This is a genomic window from Serratia proteamaculans (assembly GCF_013337185.1).
In the GTDB taxonomy this organism is placed as follows: Bacteria; Pseudomonadota; Gammaproteobacteria; order Enterobacterales; family Enterobacteriaceae; genus Serratia; species Serratia proteamaculans_D.
The window spans coordinates 92,343-114,670 of the sequence record NZ_SWDE01000003.1 but is presented as its reverse complement, the minus strand read 5'-3'; the positions used below and the strand labels follow the sequence as shown (position 1 = coordinate 114,670).

At 53.3% G+C, this 22,328-nt stretch carries 23 protein-coding genes and 2 tRNA genes; 7 read left to right on the top strand and 18 right to left on the bottom strand.

The features are described from left to right. Window positions 1–25 precede the first annotated feature (25 nt). From infB to rlmE, 10 genes are all read right to left on the bottom strand, one after another. On the bottom strand, window positions 26–2,713 hold the full coding sequence (gene infB, locus FCL49_RS14075; RefSeq protein ID WP_174354058.1) for a translation initiation factor IF-2: 2,688 nt from the start codon (window positions 2,711–2,713) through the stop codon (window positions 26–28). 24 nt (window positions 2,714–2,737) lie between these two features. Next, window positions 2,738–4,246 carry a transcription termination factor NusA gene (gene nusA / locus FCL49_RS14070; protein ID WP_012004946.1) on the bottom strand — a complete coding sequence of 503 codons (1,509 nt, stop codon included), beginning with the start codon at window positions 4,244–4,246 and terminating at the stop codon, window positions 2,738–2,740. A gap of 21 nt (window positions 4,247–4,267) precedes the next feature. Continuing rightward, window positions 4,268–4,720: a ribosome maturation factor RimP gene (rimP, locus tag FCL49_RS14065; protein WP_012004945.1), complete on the bottom strand. Its 453-nt coding sequence runs from the start codon at window positions 4,718–4,720 to the stop codon at window positions 4,268–4,270. A gap of 217 nt (window positions 4,721–4,937) precedes the next feature. Then, window positions 4,938–5,014: transfer RNA gene (locus FCL49_RS14060), tRNA-Met, on the bottom strand. A gap of 60 nt (window positions 5,015–5,074) precedes the next feature. After that, window positions 5,075–5,161 (bottom strand) — tRNA-Leu (locus FCL49_RS14055). 77 nt (window positions 5,162–5,238) lie between these two features. Further along, window positions 5,239–5,574, bottom strand: coding sequence for a preprotein translocase subunit SecG (gene secG / locus FCL49_RS14050; RefSeq protein ID WP_012004944.1), 336 nt, complete (start codon window positions 5,572–5,574; stop codon window positions 5,239–5,241). Window positions 5,575–5,825: 251 nt separating this feature from the next. Continuing rightward, window positions 5,826–7,163, bottom strand: coding sequence for a phosphoglucosamine mutase (gene glmM, locus FCL49_RS14045; RefSeq protein WP_174354057.1), 1,338 nt, complete (start codon window positions 7,161–7,163; stop codon window positions 5,826–5,828). Between the two features lie 7 nt (window positions 7,164–7,170). Continuing rightward, the gene (gene folP, locus FCL49_RS14040) at window positions 7,171–8,004 is read right to left on the bottom strand and encodes a dihydropteroate synthase (RefSeq protein ID WP_017891382.1); all 834 of its coding nucleotides are present in this window, start codon (window positions 8,002–8,004) and stop codon (window positions 7,171–7,173) included. A 92-nt stretch (window positions 8,005–8,096) separates the two neighbouring features. After that, window positions 8,097–10,028: an ATP-dependent zinc metalloprotease FtsH gene (gene ftsH / locus FCL49_RS14035; RefSeq protein WP_012004941.1), complete on the bottom strand. Its 1,932-nt coding sequence runs from the start codon at window positions 10,026–10,028 to the stop codon at window positions 8,097–8,099. A gap of 56 nt (window positions 10,029–10,084) precedes the next feature. After that, window positions 10,085–10,714, bottom strand: a complete 630-nt coding sequence (gene rlmE / locus FCL49_RS14030) for a 23S rRNA (uridine(2552)-2'-O)-methyltransferase RlmE (protein WP_012004940.1) — start codon at window positions 10,712–10,714, stop codon at window positions 10,085–10,087. A 144-nt stretch (window positions 10,715–10,858) separates the two neighbouring features. On the opposite strand from rlmE, the gene yhbY reads away from it, so the two are divergent. Then, complete coding sequence (yhbY, locus tag FCL49_RS14025) at window positions 10,859–11,152, top strand: ribosome assembly RNA-binding protein YhbY (RefSeq protein ID WP_004933536.1); 294 nt, start codon at window positions 10,859–10,861, stop codon at window positions 11,150–11,152. A 114-nt stretch (window positions 11,153–11,266) separates the two neighbouring features. Here the strand turns inward: yhbY and greA are convergent, their stop codons facing one another. After that, window positions 11,267–11,743, bottom strand: coding sequence for a transcription elongation factor GreA (greA, locus tag FCL49_RS14020; protein ID WP_012004939.1), 477 nt, complete (start codon window positions 11,741–11,743; stop codon window positions 11,267–11,269). Window positions 11,744–11,999: 256 nt separating this feature from the next. Here greA and dacB point away from each other — a divergent pair, with 256 nt between their 5' ends. The 3 genes from dacB to pmrB are packed head-to-tail and all read left to right on the top strand — an operon-like array spanning window position 12,000 to window position 15,162. Beyond that, a complete protein-coding gene (gene dacB / locus FCL49_RS14015; RefSeq protein WP_174354056.1) occupies window positions 12,000–13,433 on the top strand; it encodes a serine-type D-Ala-D-Ala carboxypeptidase in 1,434 nt (477 codons plus the stop codon). An 8-nt stretch (window positions 13,434–13,441) separates the two neighbouring features. Further along, window positions 13,442–14,104: a two-component system response regulator PmrA gene (gene pmrA / locus FCL49_RS14010; RefSeq protein ID WP_012004937.1), complete on the top strand. Its 663-nt coding sequence runs from the start codon at window positions 13,442–13,444 to the stop codon at window positions 14,102–14,104. Beyond that, window positions 14,101–15,162 (top strand): two-component system sensor histidine kinase PmrB, encoded by a 1,062-nt coding sequence (gene pmrB, locus FCL49_RS14005; protein WP_174354055.1) that lies wholly within the window; start codon window positions 14,101–14,103, stop codon window positions 15,160–15,162. Before pmrA ends, pmrB begins: the two co-directional genes overlap by 4 nt. A gap of 41 nt (window positions 15,163–15,203) precedes the next feature. On the opposite strand, the gene cgtA is transcribed toward pmrB, so the two are convergent. From cgtA to rplU, 4 genes are all read right to left on the bottom strand, one after another. After that, the gene (gene cgtA / locus FCL49_RS14000; RefSeq protein WP_174354054.1) at window positions 15,204–16,376 is read right to left on the bottom strand and encodes an Obg family GTPase CgtA; all 1,173 of its coding nucleotides are present in this window, start codon (window positions 16,374–16,376) and stop codon (window positions 15,204–15,206) included. A 16-nt stretch (window positions 16,377–16,392) separates the two neighbouring features. Further along, the gene (locus FCL49_RS13995) at window positions 16,393–17,364 is read right to left on the bottom strand and encodes a DMT family transporter (RefSeq protein ID WP_174354053.1); all 972 of its coding nucleotides are present in this window, start codon (window positions 17,362–17,364) and stop codon (window positions 16,393–16,395) included. Between the two features lie 105 nt (window positions 17,365–17,469). Further along, window positions 17,470–17,727 carry a 50S ribosomal protein L27 gene (rpmA, locus tag FCL49_RS13990; protein ID WP_004933559.1) on the bottom strand — a complete coding sequence of 86 codons (258 nt, stop codon included), beginning with the start codon at window positions 17,725–17,727 and terminating at the stop codon, window positions 17,470–17,472. A 17-nt stretch (window positions 17,728–17,744) separates the two neighbouring features. Then, the gene (gene rplU / locus FCL49_RS13985) at window positions 17,745–18,056 is read right to left on the bottom strand and encodes a 50S ribosomal protein L21 (protein WP_012004933.1); all 312 of its coding nucleotides are present in this window, start codon (window positions 18,054–18,056) and stop codon (window positions 17,745–17,747) included. 269 nt (window positions 18,057–18,325) lie between these two features. On the opposite strand from rplU, the gene ispB reads away from it, so the two are divergent. Beyond that, a complete protein-coding gene (gene ispB, locus FCL49_RS13980) occupies window positions 18,326–19,297 on the top strand; it encodes an octaprenyl diphosphate synthase (protein WP_012004932.1) in 972 nt (323 codons plus the stop codon). 49 nt (window positions 19,298–19,346) lie between these two features. On the opposite strand, the gene FCL49_RS13975 is transcribed toward ispB, so the two are convergent. After that, window positions 19,347–19,697 carry a DNA-binding protein gene (locus tag FCL49_RS13975; protein WP_174354052.1) on the bottom strand — a complete coding sequence of 117 codons (351 nt, stop codon included), beginning with the start codon at window positions 19,695–19,697 and terminating at the stop codon, window positions 19,347–19,349. A gap of 182 nt (window positions 19,698–19,879) precedes the next feature. Here FCL49_RS13975 and FCL49_RS13970 point away from each other — a divergent pair, with 182 nt between their 5' ends. Next, entirely contained in the window at window positions 19,880–20,140 is a 261-nt protein-coding gene (locus tag FCL49_RS13970) for a helix-turn-helix domain-containing protein (RefSeq protein WP_153858274.1), read from the top strand. 68 nt (window positions 20,141–20,208) lie between these two features. On the opposite strand, the gene mdh is transcribed toward FCL49_RS13970, so the two are convergent. Then, the gene (mdh, locus tag FCL49_RS13965) at window positions 20,209–21,147 is read right to left on the bottom strand and encodes a malate dehydrogenase (protein WP_174354051.1); all 939 of its coding nucleotides are present in this window, start codon (window positions 21,145–21,147) and stop codon (window positions 20,209–20,211) included. 253 nt (window positions 21,148–21,400) lie between these two features. Further along, entirely contained in the window at window positions 21,401–21,526 is a 126-nt protein-coding gene (locus tag FCL49_RS24780) for a hypothetical protein (protein WP_261096718.1), read from the bottom strand. Between the two features lie 89 nt (window positions 21,527–21,615). Between FCL49_RS24780 and argR the strand changes: the two genes are divergently transcribed. Beyond that, the gene (gene argR / locus FCL49_RS13960) at window positions 21,616–22,086 is read left to right on the top strand and encodes a transcriptional regulator ArgR (protein WP_174354050.1); all 471 of its coding nucleotides are present in this window, start codon (window positions 21,616–21,618) and stop codon (window positions 22,084–22,086) included. Window positions 22,087–22,328: the final 242 nt, after the last annotated feature.

Genomic DNA, 22,328 nt, shown 5'->3' with positions numbered 1-22,328 from the left:
ACAGACTTAAGCAGATGTGCTGGCGTTAAGCGATGGTGCGTTGGATCTCGATGATTTCGAATACTTCGATCATGTCGCCGACGCGCACGTCGTTGTAGTTCTTAACGCCGATACCACATTCCATGCCGTTACGGACTTCGTTAACGTCATCTTTGAAGCGGCGCAGGGATTCCAGCTCGCCTTCATAGATAACCACGTTGTCGCGCAGAACGCGGATTGGGTTGTGACGTTTGATGTTCCCTTCGGTAACCATACAACCTGCAATGGCGCCGAATTTAGGTGATTTGAACACGTCACGTACGGCGGCCAGGCCGATAATCTGCTGCTTGTACTCAGGCGCCAACATACCGCTCATCGCCTGCTTCACTTCGTCGATCAGGTTATAGATCACGGAGTAATAACGCAGGTCCAGGCTTTCTGCTTCAATCACGCGGCGCGCAGAAGCGTCGGCACGGACGTTGAAGCCCAGGATGATAGCGTTGGAAGCCGCTGCCAGCGTGGCGTCGGTTTCGGTGATGCCCCCTACGCCAGAGCCAACAATCTTCACTTTCACTTCGTCGGTAGAGAGTTTCAGCAGTGATTCGCAAATCGCTTCACAAGAACCCTGTACGTCGGATTTCAGTACGATGTTCAGCTCAGAAACTTCACCGTCGGTCATGTTCGCAAACATGTTTTCCAGTTTGGATTTCTGCTGACGCGCCAGTTTAACTTCGCGGAACTTGCCTTGACGGTACAGCGCAACTTCACGCGCTTTCTTCTCGTCACGCACTACAGTCACTTCATCACCGGCAGCAGGAACGCTGGACAAGCCCAGGATCTCAACCGGAATAGAAGGACCTGCAGAGGTCACTTCGTGACCCAGTTCATCACGCATCGCACGCACGCGGCCGTATTCGAAGCCACACAGAACGATATCGCCTTTATTCAGCGTACCTTCCTGTACCAGCACGGTAGCAACCGGGCCACGACCTTTATCCAGGAAGGATTCGATAACTACGCCGCTGGCCATGCCGCTGCGTACCGCTTTCAGTTCGAGAACTTCAGAGCGCAGCAGGATAGCTTCCAGCAGTTCGTCGATACCGGTACCGGCTTTCGCAGATACGTGAACGAACTGTGCTTCGCCGCCCCACTCTTCCGGCATAACGCCGTACTGGGACAGTTCCTGTTTAACGCGGTCCGGATCGGCTTCCGGCTTGTCAATTTTGTTTACTGCAACGACCAAAGGTACCTTCGCTGCTTGCGCATGCTGGATAGCTTCGATGGTTTGCGGCATCACGCCGTCGTCGGCAGCAACTACCAGAACAACGATGTCTGTCGCCTGAGCACCACGAGCACGCATTGAAGTAAAGGCTGCGTGGCCTGGGGTATCCAGGAAGGTAATCATGCCGTTTTCGGTTTCTACGTGGTAAGCACCGATATGCTGGGTAATACCACCGGCCTCGCCTGCTGCCACCTTGGTGGAGCGGATGTAGTCCAGCAGAGAAGTTTTACCGTGGTCGACGTGGCCCATGATGGTCACAACTGGCGCACGTGGCTCAGCCGCAGCACCGGTATCACGGTCGCTCATCAGCGCTTCTTCCAGCTCGTTCTCACGACGCAGGATAACTTTGTGGCCCATCTCTTCGGCAACCAGCTGTGCGGTTTCCTGGTCGATGACCTGGTTGATGGTGGCCATTGCGCCCAGTTTCATCATCGCTTTGATGACCTGAGAGCCTTTAACCGCCATCTTGTTAGCCAGTTCGGCTACGGTGATGGTTTCGCCGATCACAACGTCACGGTTAACCACCTGAGCCGGCTTGTTGAAGCCCTGCTGCAGAGTACTTGGCTTACGCTTGCCTTTACCACCACGGGTCACGGCGCGCGCTTCTTCACGGTCTGCTTTAGACTCGGAAAGTTTGTTGCCTTTCTTCTGCTTGGTCGCTTTGCCGCCACGAGTGCGGGTGCGGCGTTCGCCTTCAACTTTAGCGTCGTTTTCGTCTTCGGCAGCACGGGCGTGCTGGGAAGTGGTTACATGATAATCGGCAGTTTCAACCGCTGCGCTGGCTTTCTCAGCAGCAGCCCATTCTTCGCCTTTCTCTTCGGCCATGCGGCGCGCTTCTTCCGCTACGCGTTTGGCGTCTTCTTCAACCTTGCGTCGTACTTCCTCTTCCGCTTTACGTTTCAGTTCAGCGGCTTCGGCTTCACGGCGTGCTTTTTCTGCCTGAGCTGGCTTGGTCATTTCGTCGGTATGTTGATTCGTCACTTTTTCTTTTTCCGCTGAATTACGCTTAGCAATCTCCGCGGCCTCACGTTTGGCTTGCTCTTCGGCTGCGCGCTTTGCTTCTGCTTCGCGTTTCGCCAGCTCTTCTGCTGCGCGCTGTGCCTGCTCTTCCGCTTCACGCTGTGCCTGCTCTGCCGCTTCAGCCTGTTGGGCTTCTGGCGTATCGCGATTTACATAAGTGCGTTTCTTGCGGACCTCGATTTGCACCGATTTACTTTTACCGCCGGTGCTCGGAATATTCAAGGTGCTGCGCGTTTTGCGCTGCAACGTGAGCTTACCCGGCGCGCTACCGTGTTCACGGTTCAGGTGCGCCAGTAAGGCTTCTTTCTCATGTTGGGTTACAGAGTCTGTCTCAGACTTGTTAATCCCTGCATCAGCAAACTGCTGTACCAGGCGATCAACTGGAGTCTGAATCTCTGCTGCCAGTGATTTTACGGTTACATCTGTCGTCATGCTGTTCCTTCCTGCTACAGTTTATTACGCGTTGTCGCCAAACCAACAGATATTACGTGCGGCCATAATCAGCTCGCCGGCTTGCTCATCGCTAAGCCCTTCAATATCAGCCAGATCGTCAACACCCTGCTCGGCAAGATCTTCCAGCGTACAAACCCCACGCGCGGCCAGTTTAAAGGCCATGCTGCGCTCAAGACCCGGCAGGTTGAGCAAATCGTCAGCAGGTTTTTGGTCGCCCAGGCTTTCTTCTTGTGCCAGGGCCAGCGTGGTCAATGCAGCTTTGGCGCGATCGCGCAACGCTTCAACCATATCTTCATCCAGACCGTCGATTTCCAGCAACTCTTTGATTGGCACGTAAGCCAACTCTTCCAGAGTAGAGAAGCCTTCTTCAACCAGTACGGTGGCGAAATCTTCGTCAATATCAAGATGTTTGGTGAAGGTATCAATGGCGGCATGAGCTTCGGCCTGGTGCTTGGCCTGCAGATCGTCCGCCGTCATCACGTTCAGTTCCCAACGGTCATCGTCACGATGCTGTTTTAACAACTGGGATGCCAAACGCACGTTTTGGCCATTACGGCCGATCGCCTGTGCCAGATTGCTGGCTTCAACGGCGATATCCATAGTGCAATTATCTTCATCAACCACGATTGAGGCAACGTCTGCCGGCGCCATGGCGTTGATGACGAACTGCGCAGGGTTATCATCCCACAGGATGATGTCGATACGTTCACCGCCGAGCTCGCTCGAAACAGCCTGAACGCGCGCACCGCGCATACCTACGCAAGCGCCGACCGGGTCGATGCGTTTGTCGTTGGTTTTCACTGCAATTTTTGCACGGGAGCCAGGATCGCGGGCTGCCGCTTTAATTTCGATCACTTCTTCGCCGATTTCCGGTACTTCGATGCGGAACAGTTCTTTCAGCATCTCAGCGCTGGAGCGGCTGACGAACAGCTGCGCGCCACGGGCTTCAGGACGAACGGCGTACAGGATACCGCGGATACGGTCGCCCGGACGGAAGTTTTCGCGTGGCAGCATGTCTTCACGGCCAATGACCGCTTCAGCGTTGCTACCCAGATCCAGCGCAATGCTGTCACGGTTAACTTTCTTCACCACGCCGGTGACGATTTCACCTTCGTGCTGGCGGAAGGCGTCAACAACCATAGCGCGTTCGGCTTCACGTACTTTCTGTACGATAACCTGTTTCGCGGTTTGAGTGGTGATACGGTCGAAGGTCACAGATTCAATCTGATCTTCGATGTAACCGCCCAGCTCAATACCTGGCTCTTCATACTGTGCAGCTTCCAGCGTGATTTCACGCGTTGGCTGAGTCACTTCATCTACAGCGACCCAACGGCGGAAGGTGTCGAAATCGCCAGTTTTGCGGTCAATGCTGACGCGAACTTCGATTTCCTGCTCGTATTTTTTCTTGGTGGCGGTGGCTAATGCGGTTTCCAGCGCTTCGAAAATCTTCTCACGCGGAAGGGATTTTTCATTGGAAACAGCTTCAACAACAGCCAGAATCTCTTTATTCATCCTAGTTGCCTCATCCAAACTTTAAAAGTGGGGTACCAGGTTCGCTTTCTGGATATTGCTCAGCGCGAACACTTCATCTTTCCCTTCCACAGCAACCGTGATCATCTCGCCATCGACAGACTTGATAATGCCCTGCCATTTGCGACGGTTCTGTACGGCCATGCGCAAGACCAGGCTGACTTCGTCACCGAGGAAACGAGTATAGTGCTCGGCGGTGAACATCGGGCGATCAAGGCCAGGAGAGGAGACTTCCAAGTTGTAAGCGACTGTGATTGGCTCTTCAACGTCCAATACAGCGCTGACCTGGTGGCTGACATCAGCACAATCGTCAACATTGATGCCGTTTTCACTATCAATATAGATACGGAGCGTCGATTGGCGCGCACGAATAAATTCGATGCCTACAAGTTCAAAGCCCAACGCTTCTACCGGTGCCGAAAGCATCTCTGTTAATTTTTGCTCTAATGTGGACAAGCCCACCCCCAAGACATAAAAAAAGGGCCTAATAGCCCAGTGATTCTGTTGCCAAATAACAAAAAACCCCGAAAATTCGGGGCTTTATGCAACTGGACCCTGTTTGCCGCTAAGCGGCTTCGGTGCAACTTTCTAGCAAGTGTCATTTTCAAATGTTGATCGAGAAAAGCGGAATTCAATCGAAAAGTGTATTTGAAAATAAACACTTAAAGGAAAGTGGTTGCGGGGGCCGGATTTGAACCGACGACCTTCGGGTTATGAGCCCGACGAGCTACCAGGCTGCTCCACCCCGCGTCCGAAAACGTGGCAAATATTACGCCGATAATCGCAAAATAGCAAGTTATCTCTGGGATTTGGTACCGAGGATGGGACTCGAACCCACAAGCCCGTTAGGGCACTACCACCTCAAGGTAGCGTGTCTACCAATTCCACCACCTCGGTACTGATTCTTACTGCTAACGGCTGTTATTTATATCGAGGTAACAACAACCGTTTTCAAACTCTGTTACTGCTTGCGCTTACTGTGGGATATCGCTGCTCGGCTTGGTTGGTGCTGCCGGCGCGGTAGTCTGCTCAGATTTCACTGGCTGACCCAGGTTTTCCCACTCGCTGCCCTTCTTGGTCTGGTTGGTGCTCAGATTGCCAAGGATCAGACTGATGACGAAGAACAACGTCGCCAGCACAGCCGTCATGCGGGTCATGAAGTTGCCGGAACCACTCGAACCGAACAATGTGCCAGATGCACCTGCTCCGAATGAGGCTCCCATATCAGCGCCTTTACCTTGCTGCAGCATAATCAGAGCTACCAGCCCGATTGAGATCAGCAGGAAAATTACCAGAAGAGCTTCGTACATAGTTGTACCCGTATCCTTGCGGCTTCACCGCGTGCCAAATGCTTCACACCCCATAGGCTTCTTTTCTATCAAGAAGTCGCAGGCGTTATATCAAACTGCCCACTGAAGCGGGTGTGAATACTAACCAAAGGTGCCAAACCACGCAAGGGCAATTTGCAGCCACCGGCGCGTTTGCGGAAAAAAACACCAATAAAATTCGCAGGCTGTGATTTTAGGGGGCAACTGCCGCCCCCGAACTCATCAATGGCCAATTAACCAGCGGATTTCACCGCATCGGCGATGCGATGTGCCAACGCCGTCACCTGCTGCTCATCTTCACCTTCCACCATCACGCGGATCAGCGGTTCGGTACCGGATTTGCGCAGCAGAACGCGGCCGCGACCGGCCAATTCCACCTCAACCTGCTCGGTGATTTTGCGCACTTCTTCGGATTCCAGCGGGTTATGCTCGCCGGCAAAGCGCACGTTAACCAGAATTTGCGGCAACAATTTCATGCCGCTGCACAGGTCGTGCAGGCTCATACTGTTACGAACAATCGCAGTCAGCACCTGCAGGCCAGCAACGATACCGTCACCCGTGGTGGTTTTGTCCAGCAGGATCACGTGGCCGGAGTTTTCCGCACCGATACGCCACCCCAGTTCCTGCAGCTTCTCCAGTACATAGCGGTCGCCGACTTTCGCACGTGCAAATGGGATACCCAACTGCTTGAGCGCCAATTCCAGACCCATGTTGCTCATCAGCGTGCCAACCGCACCACCGCGCAACTGGCCCTGACGCAGCCCTTCACGAGCGATGATATACAGGATTTGGTCGCCATCGACCTTGTTGCCAAGGTGATCAACCATCATCACGCGGTCACCGTCACCGTCAAATGCCAGGCCGACATGGGCTTTTTCCTTCAGTACACGTTCCTGAAGTTGACGAACATCAGTCGCGCCACACTTTTCATTGATATTCATGCCGTCCGGCTCAACGCCGATGGCAATCACCGTGGCGCCCAACTCACGCAGCACGCTTGGCGCAATGTGATAGGTGGCACCGTTGGCGCAGTCCACCACGATTTTCAGGCCCTTCAGGCTCAGTTCACTCGGGAAGGTGCCCTTGCAGAATTCGATATAGCGGCCGGCAGCGTCGATGATTCGGCTGGCTTTACCCAGTTCTGAAGATTCCACACAGGTCAGCGGTTTTTCCATTTCGGCTTCAATGGCTTCTTCAACATGGTCCGGCAGCTTGGCCCCGTCAATAGAGAAGAACTTGATGCCGTTGTCGTAAAATGGGTTATGTGATGCCGAGATCACAATACCGGCTTCAGCACGGAAGGTACGCGTCAAATACGCGACCGCCGGCGTCGGCATTGGGCCGGTAAACGAGGCTGACAGCCCCGCAGCGGCCAACCCGGCTTCCAACGCTGACTCCAGCATGTAGCCGGAGATACGGGTATCTTTACCGATAATGATTTTACGAGAACCGTGACGTGCCAGTACCTTACCCGCCGCCCAGCCAAGTTTCAGAACGAATTCTGGGGTAATAGGACTATCACCGACCTTGCCACGAATGCCGTCGGTACCAAAATATTTGCGCTCGCTCATGTCTCTATCATCCCTTAGCTGAAAGTGTTGCCTCGACGACACGCATCGCCTCGACGGTTTCTTTAACGTCATGCACTCTGACAATCTGTGCGCCCTGCATGGCGGCGATCACCGCACAGGCCACGCTGCCGATAACCCGCTGATCGGGGGGCACGTTCAGCAGTTGTCCAATCATCGACTTACGCGACATCCCCACCAACAACGGCAGGCCGAAGTGATGAAACTCTGACAATCTGGCCAGAAGCTGATAATTGTGCGCTAAATTCTTACCGAAACCGAATCCTGGGTCGAGCAGCAATTTCTGATTTGTAATCCCGGCGGCATTACAGCGTTCAATATGTCGCTGGAAAAAGGCGTTAACATCACCAATAAGGTCATCATAGTGCGGCGCCTGCTGCATGGTGCGCGGTTCGCCCTGCATGTGCATCAGACACACCGGTAGCCCGCTTTCCGCGGCGGCAGCCAGTGCGCCGGGCTCCTGCAGCGAGCGAACGTCATTGATCAAATGCGCCCCGGCCTGAGCCGACTCGCGGATCACACCGGCTTTCGAGGTATCCACCGAAATAAAAACTTCAAAACGCCGGGCAATGGCTTCCACCACAGGCACTACGCGTGCGATCTCTTCGTCTTCACTAACCTCTGCCGCTCCCGGTCTGGTCGACTCGCCACCCACATCAATCATGGTCGCACCGGCCGAAATCAGTGCATGGGCATGCAATAACGCCTGATTTAGAGTGTTGTGCTGGCCGCCGTCAGAAAAAGAATCCGGGGTTACGTTGAGGATCCCCATCACCCGCGGATGGGAAAGATCGAAAGTCGTGTCTCGCACGGTTAACTGCATTACTAATCCACCTTACTGTTGCCTGGTTCACTGCCCGCCGGACAATAAAAAACCCCGGCATGCCGGGGTTCGATGTTATTACACAGCTAAAGTTACTTGTCTAGCTGTTCAGACATGGTATTGCCTGGGTTTGGCGTACGCGGCTCATCTACCGGCGTAGGGGCTTTCGGCGTGCCACCATTGTCGGAGTTGCTGCCTTTGCTCGCATCGTCCCAACCCGCTGGCGGACGCACGTCTTTGCGGTTCATCAGATCGTCGATCTGAGGCGCATCGATGGTTTCATACTTCATCAGTGCATCCTTCATTGAATGCAGGATGTCCATGTTTTCCATCAGCAACGCACGCGCACGGATGTAGTTGCGTTCGATCAGGGATTTAACTTCCTGGTCGATGATGCGCGCGGTTTCGTCCGACATGTGTTTCGCCTTGGCCACGGAACGGCCCAGGAACACTTCGCCCTCTTCTTCCGCATACAGCAATGGCCCCAGCTTCTCGGAGAAGCCCCATTGGGTCACCATGTTGCGGGCAATAGAGGTCGCCACTTTAATGTCGTTCGACGCACCGGTAGAGACTTTCTCTGGCCCGTAGATAATCTCTTCAGCCAGACGACCACCGTACAGAGTAGAGATTTGGCTCTCCAGCTTCTGACGGCTGGCGCTGATTGCATCGCCTTCCGGCAGGAAGAAGGTGACACCCAACGCGCGGCCACGAGGAATAATGGTTACCTTGTGTACCGGATCGTGCTCAGGAACCAGACGGCCGATAATGGCGTGGCCTGCTTCGTGATACGCGGTCGACTCTTTCTGCGCTTCGGTCATCACCATGGAGCGACGTTCCGCACCCATCATGATCTTGTCTTTGGCTTTTTCGAACTCAACCATAGACACAACGCGTTTGTTGCCACGGGCAGCAAACAGTGCCGCTTCGTTGACCAGGTTAGCCAGGTCAGCACCGGAGAAGCCCGGTGTACCACGTGCCAATACTGAAGCATCAACATCCGGCGCCAAAGGCACGCGACGGGAGTGCACTTTCAGGATCTGCTCACGACCACGTACGTCTGGCAGACCGACAACAACCTGACGGTCGAAACGGCCTGGACGCAGCAATGCCGGGTCAAGCACGTCCGGACGGTTGGTCGCAGCGATAACGATAATGCCTTCGTTGCCTTCAAAGCCGTCCATCTCAACCAGCATCTGGTTCAGCGTTTGCTCACGTTCATCGTGACCGCCACCCAGACCGGCGCCACGCTGGCGACCGACGGCGTCGATTTCATCGATAAAGATGATGCACGGTGCCGCTTTCTTGGCCTGTTCGAACATGTCACGCACACGAGAAGCACCAACACCCACGAACATTTCCACGAAGTCGGAACCGGAAATGGTGAAGAACGGCACTTTTGCCTCGCCGGCGATAGCTTTCGCCAACAGCGTTTTACCGGTCCCTGGAGGGCCAACCATCAGCACGCCTTTAGGGATCTTGCCGCCCAACTTCTGGAAACGGCTCGGCTCACGCAGGTATTCCACCAGTTCGCTTACTTCTTCTTTTGCTTCGTCGCAACCAGCAACGTCGGCAAAAGTGGTTTTGATCTGGTCTTCCGTCAGCATGCGGGCCTTGCTCTTGCCGAAGGACATCGCGCCCTTGCCGCCGCCGCCCTGCATTTGCCGCATAAAGAAGATCCAAACCCCGATCAGCAACAGCATTGGGAACCACGAAATAAAGATAGAAGCCAGCAAGCTCGGCTCTTCAGGCGGTTCACCAACAACTTTCACATTCTTGGTTAACAACGTATCCAGCAATTTCGGATCGTTGACAGGGATGTAGGTCGTGTATTTGTTACTGTCTTTCTTGGTAACGTTAATTTCACGTCCGTTGATTCGCGCTTCGCGAACCTGGTCCTGGGTCAGCTCGGACATGAAGGTAGAGTAATCCACCCTACGGCCATTCGACTCGCTGGGCCCAAAGCTCTGGAATACAGACATCAACACTACCGCGATGACTAACCAGAGAATTAGGTTTTTCGCCATGTCACTCAAGGGATTAACCTCATATTACAACTGTGTTAACAAACAGCGTTAGGGTACTACAGCTTGCGCCCTGTCGCTACAATGTACACTTCGCGCGAACGTGCGCGGGAAGCGTCTGGCTTACGAATCTTAACCTTCGTAAACAGGGAGCGAATTTCCCGTAGGTACTCGTCAAAACCATCTCCCTGGAACACCTTCACCAGGAAACTTCCGCCTGGTGCGAGTACATCACGACACATTCCCAGTGCTAATTCCACCAGGTACATCGATCTTGGAATATCGACGGCCGGAGTGCCACTCATATTCGGGGCCATGTCAGACATAACCACCTGAACCTTGCTTTCACCTACACGTTCCAACAGAGCCTTGAGCACCAGTTCATCACGAAAATCGCCCTGAAGGAAATCGACGCCAACGATAGGATCCATTGGCAAAATATCACAGGCGATGATGCGGCCGGAACCGCCGATCTGGGTCACGACATATTGCGACCAACCACCCGGTGCCGCACCTAAGTCCACTACGGTCATGCCGGGTTTAAACAGTTTGTCACTCTGCTGTATTTCATCAAGTTTAAACCAGGCGCGCGAACGCAGCCCTTTTTTCTGCGCCTGTTGAACATATTTATCGCTAAAGTGTTCTTGTAACCAGCGACTGGAGCTAGCAGAACGCTTTTTATTAGCCATCTCGTTTTCCAACTATCATAAAAAGAGTCTTAATGTCAGGTTCGCAGCTCACGTAGACTCACACCGGTGAAGACCGATTTGGTGATATACATGAGATGGCGGTAGAATGTACCGTTTTCAATCCCAACTTAAGCAAAAAAGACAATGAATCTGAATAATAAACAAAAACAGCACCTGAAAGGCCTGGCGCATCCGTTAAAACCGGTTGTCATGCTGGGTAATAACGGTCTCACCGAAGGGGTGCTGGCTGAAATTGAACAGGCTCTGGAGCATCATGAGCTGATCAAGGTAAAAATCGCTGCTGAAGATCGCGAAACCAAAACCCTGATCGCCGACGCTATCGTGCGTGAAACGGGTGCCTGCAACGTGCAAGTCATCGGCAGTACGCTTATTCTTTACCGCCCTTCTAAAGAGCGCAAGATCAGTCTACCGCGTTAATAAGCATTGGGTTAACGAAAAGGTGCCATGCACCTGATTCAGATAAAAGGCCGCGTGCGGCCTTTTTCCTTTCTTTACAAAACCCTGGCGATTTTCTGAACGAATGCAGAGCGATCAGAGATAATCAACCTTCAAGATCTCATAATCGACATCGCCACCCGGGGTTTTTATCACTACCACGTCATCAACTTCTTTACCGATCAAACCGCGAGCCATCGGCGAATTCACCGAAATCAGATTTTTCTTGAAATCGGCCTCGTCGTCGCCAACGATGCGGTAGGTCACTTCTTCTTCGCTATCGAGGTTCATCACCGATACGGTGGAGCCAAAAATCACGCGGCCATTGTTTGGCATCTTGGTGATATCGATCACCTGCGCGTTGGACAACTTGGCTTCAATTTCCTGGATACGCCCTTCGCAGAAACCCTGCTGCTCGCGAGCCGCGTGGTACTCTGCGTTTTCTTTCAAATCGCCGTGTTCACGGGCGTCAGCGATATCCGCAATGATTTTCGGACGGCGCACGCCTTTCAAATATTCGAGTTCTTCGCGCAGTTTTTCAGCGCCAAACAAGGTCATCGGAATCTGTTTCATAAGCTAAATACCTCTAAATCTTTCCTGTTCAAATAACCGTCATCCTGACGTGTTCGAATGAAAAAACGGTGGCTATATGCCCCCCGCCTCCAGGCGACAAACAAAAGAAGCCTGACTCGGAACAGTTGCCCAAGTCAGGATCGATTTTGCATTTTGATACGCATTTTAGCCTAGAGTTCCTTGAGGGTCATCGTTTACTTTTTCCCTGAATGCACCGTAGTATGACGGCACGTTATCCAGCTGTTATCCCGAGATTATGCGTTTTTCACGAATTGTCAGTGCATTGGCTTGCGCATTTGTTCTAAATGCGAATGCGGCCCCGGTTGAAGATTACACACAATATTTGCCTGATGGGGCCAACCTTGCCCTGGTAGTTCAGAAGATCGGCGCAGACGCACCGACCATCGATTATCACTCTCAGCAAATGGCGTTGCCGGCCAGTACCCAGAAAGTGCTGACCGCGCTGGCTGCATTATTGCAGCTAGGCCCCGACTATCGCTTCACCACCACGCTGGAAAGCCAGGGTGATATCAGTGACGGCGTGCTACGCGGCAACCTGATTGCCCGCTTCAGCGGCGATCCGACCTTTAAGCGCCAGAGCCTGCGCAACATGGTGGCGATCCTGAAAAAGCAGGGTGTACGCCAGATCACCGGCGATGTGCTGGTCGATACTTCGGTATTCGCCAGCCATGACAAAGCCCCAGGCTGGCCGTGGAACGACCTGACCCAGTGCTTCAGCGCACCACCGGCGGCAGCGATAGTCGATCGCAACTGCTTCTCGGTTTCGCTGTACAGTGCACCAAAACCGGGTGATATGGCCTTTATTCGCGTAGCCTCGTACTACCCGGTCAATATGTTCAGCCAGGTGCGCACGCTGGCCAAAGGCTCCACAGACGCCCAATATTGCGAGCTGGATGTGGTGCCGGGCGAGTTGAATCGCTTTACCCTGACCGGCTGTCTGACCCAACGCAGCGATCCGCTGCCGCTGGCCTTCGCCATTCAGGATGGTGCCAGCTATGCCGGGGCGATTTTGAAAGATGAGCTGACGCAGGCCGGCATTCAGATCGACGGCCACCTGAAGCGTCAGACCCAACCTGGACTGAAGGGAACGGTGATCGCACAGGCTCAATCAGCGCCGCTGCACGAGTTGCTGAAGATCATGCTGAAGAAATCGGACAACATGATCGCCGATACCGTCTTCCGCACTATCGGTCATGAACGTTTTGGCGTACCGGGCACCTGGCGTGCCGGTGCCGATGCCGTGCGTCAGGTACTTCGTCAGAAAGCCGGTGTCGATTTGGGCAACAGCATCGTGGTGGACGGCTCAGGCCTGTCACGCCATAACCTGTTGGCCCCGGCAACCATGATGCAGGCGTTGCAGTACATCGCGCAGCATGACAGTGAGCTGAACTTTATTTCAATGCTGCCGCTGTCTGGCTATGACGGTACCTTACGTTACCGTGGTGGCCTGCATGAAGCCGGTGTCGACGGGAAGGTTTCCGCTAAAACCGGGGCGCTGCAAGGCGTGTACAACCTGGCCGGGTTTATCACTACCGCTAGCGGTCAACGTTTGGCATTCGTACAGTATCTGTCGGGTTATGCCGTACCGCCGGAAGATCAGAAACAGCGCCGCGCTCCACTGGTGCGTTTCGAAAGCCGTCTGTACCGGGATATTTATCAGAATAACTGAGGGTTACGATGAAACTGCTGATTGTTGAAGACGATGAGCTGCTGCAGCAAGGCCTGGCCCTGGCATTAGCTGGGGAGGGCTATGCCTGCGACTGCGCCGCTACGGCGGCGGAGGCCAATGCTCTGCTCCTCACCAGTCAGTACAGCATGATTATCCTCGATCTGGGCCTGCCTGACATGGACGGCGCCAGCCTGCTTCGGCAGTGGCGCCGTCAGCAAGTCGAGTTGCCGGTGCTGATCCTGACCGCTCGCGACGCGCTTGAAGACCGTGTTGATGGGCTGGATGCCGGTGCCGACGATTACCTGGTGAAACCCTTCGCGTTAGTTGAACTGCAGGCGCGAGTACGCGCGCTGATCCGTCGCTATCAGGGTCACAGTGACAATCTCATGCAGTTGGATGACCTCCAACTCAATCTCTCCAGCCAGCAGGTTTATGTTCAACAGCAGCCGGTGGAAGTCACCCCGAAAGAGTTCGCCATCCTGTCACGTCTGATGATGCGCGCCGGACAAACGGTCAATCGTGAGCTGCTGCAGCAGGATCTCTATACCTGGCAGGACGATTTGGGCTCCAACACGCTGGAAGTGCATATCCATAACCTGCGCCGCAAATTGGGTAAAGATCGCATCCGCACCGTTCGTGGTATCGGCTATCGCCTGGAGTCCTCATCATGATCAGCATGCGCCGTCGTCTGTTGTTGATGCTGGCGCTGATCCTTTTGGTCACCCAGCTTATCAGTGCCTTTTGGTTGTGGCATGAAAGCCAGGAGCAAATCAGCTTCCTGGTGGATGAAACCCTGTCGGCCAAGGTCCGCACCGAGCGTGTCGATACGGAAATCGCCGAAGCGATAGCCTCGTTGCTCGCCCCTTCACTGATCATGATGATCGTGACGCTGCTCGCCTCATTTTGGGCCATCAGCTGGATTATCCGCCCCCTCAATCAGTTGCAACAACGGCTGGAAAAGCGTTCTGCCGATAACCTGACGCCACTGCCGCTCAACAGCGACAGCCTCGAGATAATGGCAGTCACCACTACGCTCAACCAATTGTTCTCGCGGTTGGATAACACCATCCAGCAGGAACGGCTGTTTACTGCCGACGCCGCCCATGAGCTACGCACGCCTCTGGCAGGGATCCGCCTGCACCTGGAATTAATGGAAAAACAGGGGGTTCCACAAAGTGGGCCACTGATTAAGCGCATTGATCAACTGATGCACACCGTCGAACAATTGCTGATGCTTGCACGCGCCGGGCAAGATTTTGCCAGTGGCCATTATCAACGCTTCGATTGGGTGAGCGACGTGATCCAACCGCTGCGGGAAGAGCTCGAGGAGTTGGCCGCACAACGCGGGCAAAACTTGCAATGGCAGCTTCCGGCCGCTGCCCCGGTGCATGGTGACCCGGTACTGTTACGTCTGCTGCTGCGTAATCTGGTGGAAAATGCCCATAGGTATAGCCCTGAGGGCAGCAGGATCCAGGTAGAACTTTCTGCGCAGGAACACGGTTACCGACTACAGGTGATCGATGAAGGTCCGGGCGTCAAAGAGAAAATAGCGGGTGAACTCACTCAGGCCTTCCGCCGTATGGATCAACGCTATGGTGGCAGTGGGTTGGGATTGAATATCGTCACTCGCATTGTGCAGTTGCATCAGGGGCGTTTAACACTGGAAAACCGTCAGGATACCAGCGGGCTCAAGGCACAATGCTGGCTACCGGAAAACGTCCTGAAATAAAAAAAGGGCCCAGTGTTAACTGAGCCCCTCTGTTCACAAGATTACTTCTGGTAAACGATTTCGACGCCTTCGTCGTCCTCTTCATCCCAGTCGTCATCCCAGTCGTCATCCGCTTCAGCTTCCACCTCAGCGATCTGTTCACGGTGGTAATCATCCCACATGAACTCGACTTTCTCCGGCGCGCTTTCTTCAATGGCCATGGCTTTCGGTTGGGTATTGATAAACTTCATCACGTCCCAGCACAGCGCGTTGACGCCTTCGCGATTAACGGCGGAGATCATGTAGTACTTGCCTTCCCAGCCCATGCCCTCTGCAATCGCCTTGGCACGTTCGGCAGCTTCTTCTTCACCAATCACATCAATCTTGTTGAAAACCAGCCAGCGTGGCTTCTGCGACAGATTTTCGCTGTACTGATTCAACTCGTTGATGATGACTTTGGCATTTTCTACCGGATCAGATTCATCGATCGGGGCGATATCCACCAGGTGCAACAGCACGCGGCAACGCTCCAGATGCTTCAGGAAGCGAATACCCAGGCCTGCGCCGTCGGAGGCACCTTCGATCAGCCCCGGGATATCGGCAACCACGAAGCTTTGCTCGTGATCCATACGTACCACACCCAGGCTTGGCACCAGAGTGGTAAACGGATAGTCAGCGACTTTCGGCTTGGCAGCAGACACTGCGCGGATAAAGGTCGACTTGCCGGCGTTCGGCAGGCCTAACATACCCACATCCGCCAGCAGCAACAGCTCCAGCAAGAGGTCACGGGCTTCACCGGCGGTGCCCAGAGTTTTCTGGCGCGGAGCACGGTTAACGGATGATTTAAAACGGGTGTTGCCCAAACCGTGCCAACCGCCCTTCGCCACCATCAGACGCTGCTCATGACGGGTCATGTCGCCGAGGATCTCGCCGGTGCCCTGATCCTGCACGCGGGTACCGACCGGAACCTTGATGGTAATATCTTTGCCACGCTTACCGGTACAGTCACGGCTCTGACCGTTCTGGCCACGTTCGGCGCGGAAAGATTTCTCAAAGCGGTAGTCGATCAGCGTGTTGAGGTTTTCGTCCGCCAACAGATAGACGTCGCCGCCATCGCCGCCGTCACCACCATCAGGCCCGCCGTTCGGGATATATTTTTCGCGACGGAAGCTGACGCAACCATTACCACCGTCACCTGCAACGACCAAGATCGCTGCTTCATCTACAAACTTCATTTACCGTCTCCGTAAATCATTCACCGGGCTGCTTCAAAGGAGCAACCAGGCGGGGTTCTGCCCGTCGCGGCCACCAACGGTGACCAATTGCGGAAAACATGGCGCCCGCTACCACCACGAAAGCACCGACATAGCCGACAACATTTAAGGTCGGGGCGGCGAATACGTGTGGCCAGGCCAGCGCCAATAAATCTGAAAAAAGCAGGGTAAACAGCGGTGTCAGCGTCACTAACGCACTCACCTGTGCCGCCTGCCAGCGCGCCATTGCTTCAGCCAGCGCACCATAACCAATCAGCGTGTTGGCACCACAGAACAGCAAACAGGCCAATTGCCAGCCGCTGAGCTGAAAAATCCCCTCCGGCCTGGCCAGAGGAAATAACGCCACTGCACATAAAGTGTACAACATTACCAGTATTTGCGGCGAGGCCAATCGACGCAGCAACACTTTCTGCGCAACGCCATAAGTGACCCAGACCATTGCCGCACACACACCCAGCAACACCCCAAGGGTGTAATCTGTCAGGCGGGTGAAAATCTCAACCAGGCTGACGTTGAAAAACAACAGCAACCCGCAGATCAGCATCAGCGCGCCAATCACCTGAGTGATACGCATCCGCTCTTTTAAAATCAGCACGCTGGCAAACATCATGCCGACCGGCGATAACTGGCCGATCACCTGTGATGCTGTCGGGCTGAGATACTGCAGCGAAGAGCTGAAGAAAATAAAATTCCCCAGCAGGCCTGCGGTGGCGATGACCAGCATCAACAACCAGCGCGGTTGACGGAACAGGGTCACCGGCGGCAACTTGCCGCGCACGGCCAAAATAAGCCCCAACCCAAGTGCAGCCATGGTAAATCGATACCAAACGATGGTAAACGGATCCATCACTACCAGCACTTCTTTCATCGCAATCGGCAATGCACCCCAGCAAACTGCCGTAGTCACCGCCAGAGAAATGCCAATTCCGACCTGCTGTTTTGTTTCCATCTTACCTTTGCCAGCGCTGACGGGCCGATGCATAAGCAGCCCATAAATGTAAAAAGCCCCGCAACGAATTGCGGGGCTTACATCTATTTAGTAAGGCTCGAAAAATTATTCAGCTTCGATGCTGATAAATTTACGATTGCTCGGGCCTTTAACTTCGAATTTGACTTTACCGTCTTTCAAAGCAAACAGAGTGTGGTCTTTGCCGCAACCCACGTTGGTACCAGCGTGGAATTTAGTGCCGCGCTGACGAACGATGATGCTGCCTGCCAGTACTGCTTCGCCGCCAAAGCGTTTTACGCCCAGACGTTTAGCTTCTGAATCGCGACCGTTACGAGTCGAGCCGCCAGCCTTTTTGTGTGCCATTAATCTGCTCCCCTAACTTAAGCGCTGATGCCGGTGATTTTAACGTCAGTGAACCACTGACGGTGGCCCTGCTGCTTACGATGGTGCTTACGACGACGAAACTTAACGATCTTAATTTTCTCGCCACGACCGTGAGCAACGACTTCAGCTTTGATCTTACCGCCATCGACGTAAGGAACGCCGATTTTGATATCTTCGCCATTAGCGATCATCAGAATCTGGTCAAACTCAACTGCTTCACCAGTTGCGATGTCCAGCTTTTCCAAGCGAATGGTTTGACCTTCGCTTACTCGGTGTTGTTTACCACCACTTTGGAAAACCGCGTACATATAAAACTCCGCTTTCCGCGTGCCCAACTGTTTAGTACAGAGCGCGCTATAAATATTCACAATAGGGCGCGAATTCTACGCAATAATCCAGCGTATGACAAGAGCAGAATAAGACCAGAAGCAGAAAAAAGAAGAAAAAAAGCACAGTTTCTTTCATGGCGTTTATCTGAGCCGTTTTTCAAGTACAATCAGGGGGACAGTTACCGCCATGTACCGATGTGAGCAGCGATCTCAACGCGGTGAAGAGAAACACAGCTGAAAAAAATACAATGAACCTAGAGCAAATTACCGAGTTAACCGCGCAAGATATGGCGGCCGTGAACGCAACAATTCTCGAACAGCTGAATTCCGATGTCACGCTCATCAATCAGCTTGGCTATTACATTATCAGTGGTGGCGGTAAACGCATCCGCCCGATGATCGCCGTTCTGGCGGCGCGGGCGCTGCATTATCAGGGTGATAAACACATTACCGTTGCCGCGCTGATCGAATTCATTCACACCGCTACCCTACTGCATGATGACGTGGTGGATGAATCAGATATGCGCCGCGGCAAGGCCACCGCCAATGCCGCCTTCGGCAATGCCGCCAGCGTCCTGGTCGGCGACTTCATCTATACGCGTGCTTTCCAGATGATGACCAGTCTGGAATCGCTGCGCGTGCTGGCACTGATGTCTGAGGCGGTCAATGTGATTGCCGAAGGTGAAGTTCTGCAGTTAATGAACGTCAACGATCCGGACATTACCGAAGAAAGCTACATGCGGGTTATCTACAGTAAAACCGCACGTCTGTTTGAAGCGGCGGCGCAGTCTTCGGCGATCCTGTCAGACGCAAGCGTTGCAGAAGAAAAAGCACTGCAGGATTACGGTCGCTATCTCGGCACCGCTTTCCAGTTGATCGACGATCTGCTCGATTACAGCGCCGACGGCAGTACCCTGGGTAAAAATACCGGTGACGATCTCAATGAAGGGAAGCCGACATTACCGCTACTACACGCCATGCATAACAGCGAAGGCGAGCAGAAAGCCATGATCCGCGGGGCGATTGAACAGGGTAACGGCCGCCATCTGCTGGAACCGGTGTTGCAAGCCATGCAGCAATGCGGCTCGCTGGAATATACCCGTCAACGGGCTGAGGAAGAGGCTGACAAGGCCATTGCCGCGTTGCAGGTTTTGCCGGAATCGCCACATCGCTCCGCGCTGGAAGGATTGGCGCACCTTGCGGTCCAACGCGATTTTTAAGAAACCATAAGCCTATTATTGTTTCCACAGACCCGCACTGCGGGTCTGATCATTTCTCTGCTGAAATACGCGCCAGCAAGCTACCGATCCCTTCCCGCACCAGGAACGCCAATACCTTCTCACGCTCACTCTCTGTCAGGTGGTAGTAGTACTCAATCCACACGGCCAGCGGATCCTTGCGTTCTGCCTGATAGCTCGCAGGTTCTTCTTTTAATACCAGTAAATTACGCGTGCCCGCAGGCAAGCTGTCAATATGGTATTCCAGCGCTTTCCCCTGCACACCTTTACGCCGACGGCTGATCCAGCCTTCACGACGTGCCATCAAATTTATTCCCTGTGGTGAGGAGGGTAATCCTGCCACGCCTGTCAATTCCTTGGCGGCAAACCACTCTTTTTTCATAGCCATGTTCTCTGGGCAAAGTCGGCAAATATCTTTTTTTGGGAAATTTATGGGATATTTTTTAAGAAATTTAGTGGTATCCTAGTTTCCGTATAAGCGCTTCATGTTGTTCAAACGATTAATCTTGACCTGTTAGTTATACCACTAACAGAACTTTCGCTAATCAAAAAAGGAATGCAAACATGAACTCAAGGAACAAGGACTGGCATCCGGCGGATATCATTGCGGCTTTACGTAAGAAGGGAACAACACTGGCGGCGGTTTCGCGCAAAGCGGGGCTTAGCTCGTCAACGCTGGCGAACGCGCTGTCGCGCCCCTGGCCAAAAGGGGAATGGTTAATTGCCGAGGCACTTAATATCCATCCTGCGGAGATCTGGCCAAGCCGTTATTTCGACCCCTATACCCATAACCTGCTGGATCGAAAAGCCCGCATCCGCACATAGCTACAGGCATAAAAAAACCGCCGGTACGCTGTCCGGCGGCCTATGCATACTCATGCACCACTGAATGATCAGTTATTGATAAACTTTTCGCCCAGTTCGATATCTTTGTGCAGAACATCCAGCATATCTTCCAGCGCTTTCTGCTCGAATGCGCTCAGAGTACCGATGTCTTTGCGTTCTTCAACGCCGTTCTTACCCAGCACCAGAGGCTGTGCGAAGAAGCGGGCATATTTGCCATCGCCTTCCACATAAGCACACTCCACCACGCCTTTTTCGCCCTGCAGCGCACGAACCAGAGACAAGCCGAAACGCGCCGCCGCCTGGCCCATTGACAGAGTTGCAGACCCGCCACCGGCTTTAGCTTCAACCACTTCGGTCCCCGCATTCTGAATGCGCTTGGTCAGATCAGCGACTTCCTGGTCAGTGAAGCTTACGCCCGGGATCTGTGACAGCAGCGGCAAGATAGTCACGCCAGAGTGGCCACCGATAACCGGTACGTTCAACTCTTCCGGCTGCTTGCCTTTCAGCTCGGCCACGAAGGTGTTGGAACGGATAATGTCCAGCGAGGTCACGCCAAACAGTTTGTTTTTGTCATACACGCCGGCTTTCTTCAGCACTTCTGCTGCGATAGCCACGGTGGTGTTAACCGGGTTGGTAATAATGCCGATGCAGGCTTTCGGGCAGGTTGTTGCCACTTGCTGGATCAGATTACGCACAATGCCCGCGTTCACGTTGAACAGGTCTGAACGATCCATGCCAGGCTTACGTGCAACACCGGCAGAGATCAGTACCACGTCTGCACCGTGCAGAGCTGGAGTAGCGTCTTCGCCACTGAAGCCTTTGATTTTAACTGCGGTTGGGATGTGGCTTAAGTCGACGGCAACGCCTGGGGTAACGGGGGCAATGTCGTAGAGAGAGAGTTCAGAACCTGAAGGAAGCTGGGTTTTGAGTAGAAGGGCGAGGGCCTGGCCGATACCGCCAGCAGCACCGAGAACTGCAACTTTCATCCTATACTCCTTTATTATCTTAAATATATAAAGCGCCGTGAATATGTTGGGTACGGACCTTAAATTATTACACCTTTAAAAACAATCTCTTAACAGTCCGTTTGAGAGCTGGTGCAATAAAGCGGCCGATATCGAGCGCATATCTTAGATTAAATCGCTTACTCATGAAGGGCATAGCGCACACTAATCAAAAATACTGCGAGGTTATTCACGAGCAAGTTAACCGGCGGTTACATTACACCCTTACATAACATCAGAACAACATCATTTTAATAACATTTTCTTTACCACCACGGACGGATCCTTCGGTCATGGAAAGGGCATATTCATGGGATACAGATTTTGTTAAAATGTCGCCCTTTCCCCATTGTCCGGCCATTATTATTTTTTCCGGACGTCCTTTTATTGCATAAAAATTCATTTATATGCATAATAATCACTTCTATTGTCAACATTCCACGGTGCAAAATGCGTAATCCCGCAAAGCAGGAAGATCTGATCAAAGCGTTTAAAGCGTTATTGAAAGAAGAAAAATTCAGTTCTCAAGGCGAGATCGTTTTGGCGCTGCAAGAAGAAGGCTTCGAAAACATCAACCAATCCAAAGTATCGCGCATGCTGACCAAGTTCGGCGCGGTGCGGACGCGTAATGCCAAAATGGAAATGGTGTATTGCCTTCCAGCCGAGCTCGGCGTGCCTACCACGACCAGCCCGCTGAAGAACCTGGTGCTGGACGTCGATCATAACGATGCCGTAGTGGTGATCCACACCAGCCCCGGCGCCGCGCAGTTAATTGCCCGCCTGCTGGACTCGCTGGGTAAATCAGAAGGTATTCTCGGCACCATCGCCGGTGACGACACTATTTTCGTTACCCCGGCCAGCAGCTTTAGCGCTCGTCAATTATACGAAGCCATCCTGTCGCTGTTCGAACAAGAGTTATGATGCAGTGCGCTAACAAAATGCGGCTACCGGTCGCGTTTTGTTAGCGCTTCTTTAACCCTATCCTTACCCTTCCCTCATTCCTTGCCACGTTTAAAACCAGAATCTCGTCGTGCTGCAGCACATTTCAATGACATTGGTCCGTAACCAGTGATAGCTACTGTGATCTTCCGCACTTTTGGTCAAAAGCACTTACCTTATTGAAATTACATAAATTTAACATTGAAAGATCGTTTTATAAGCGT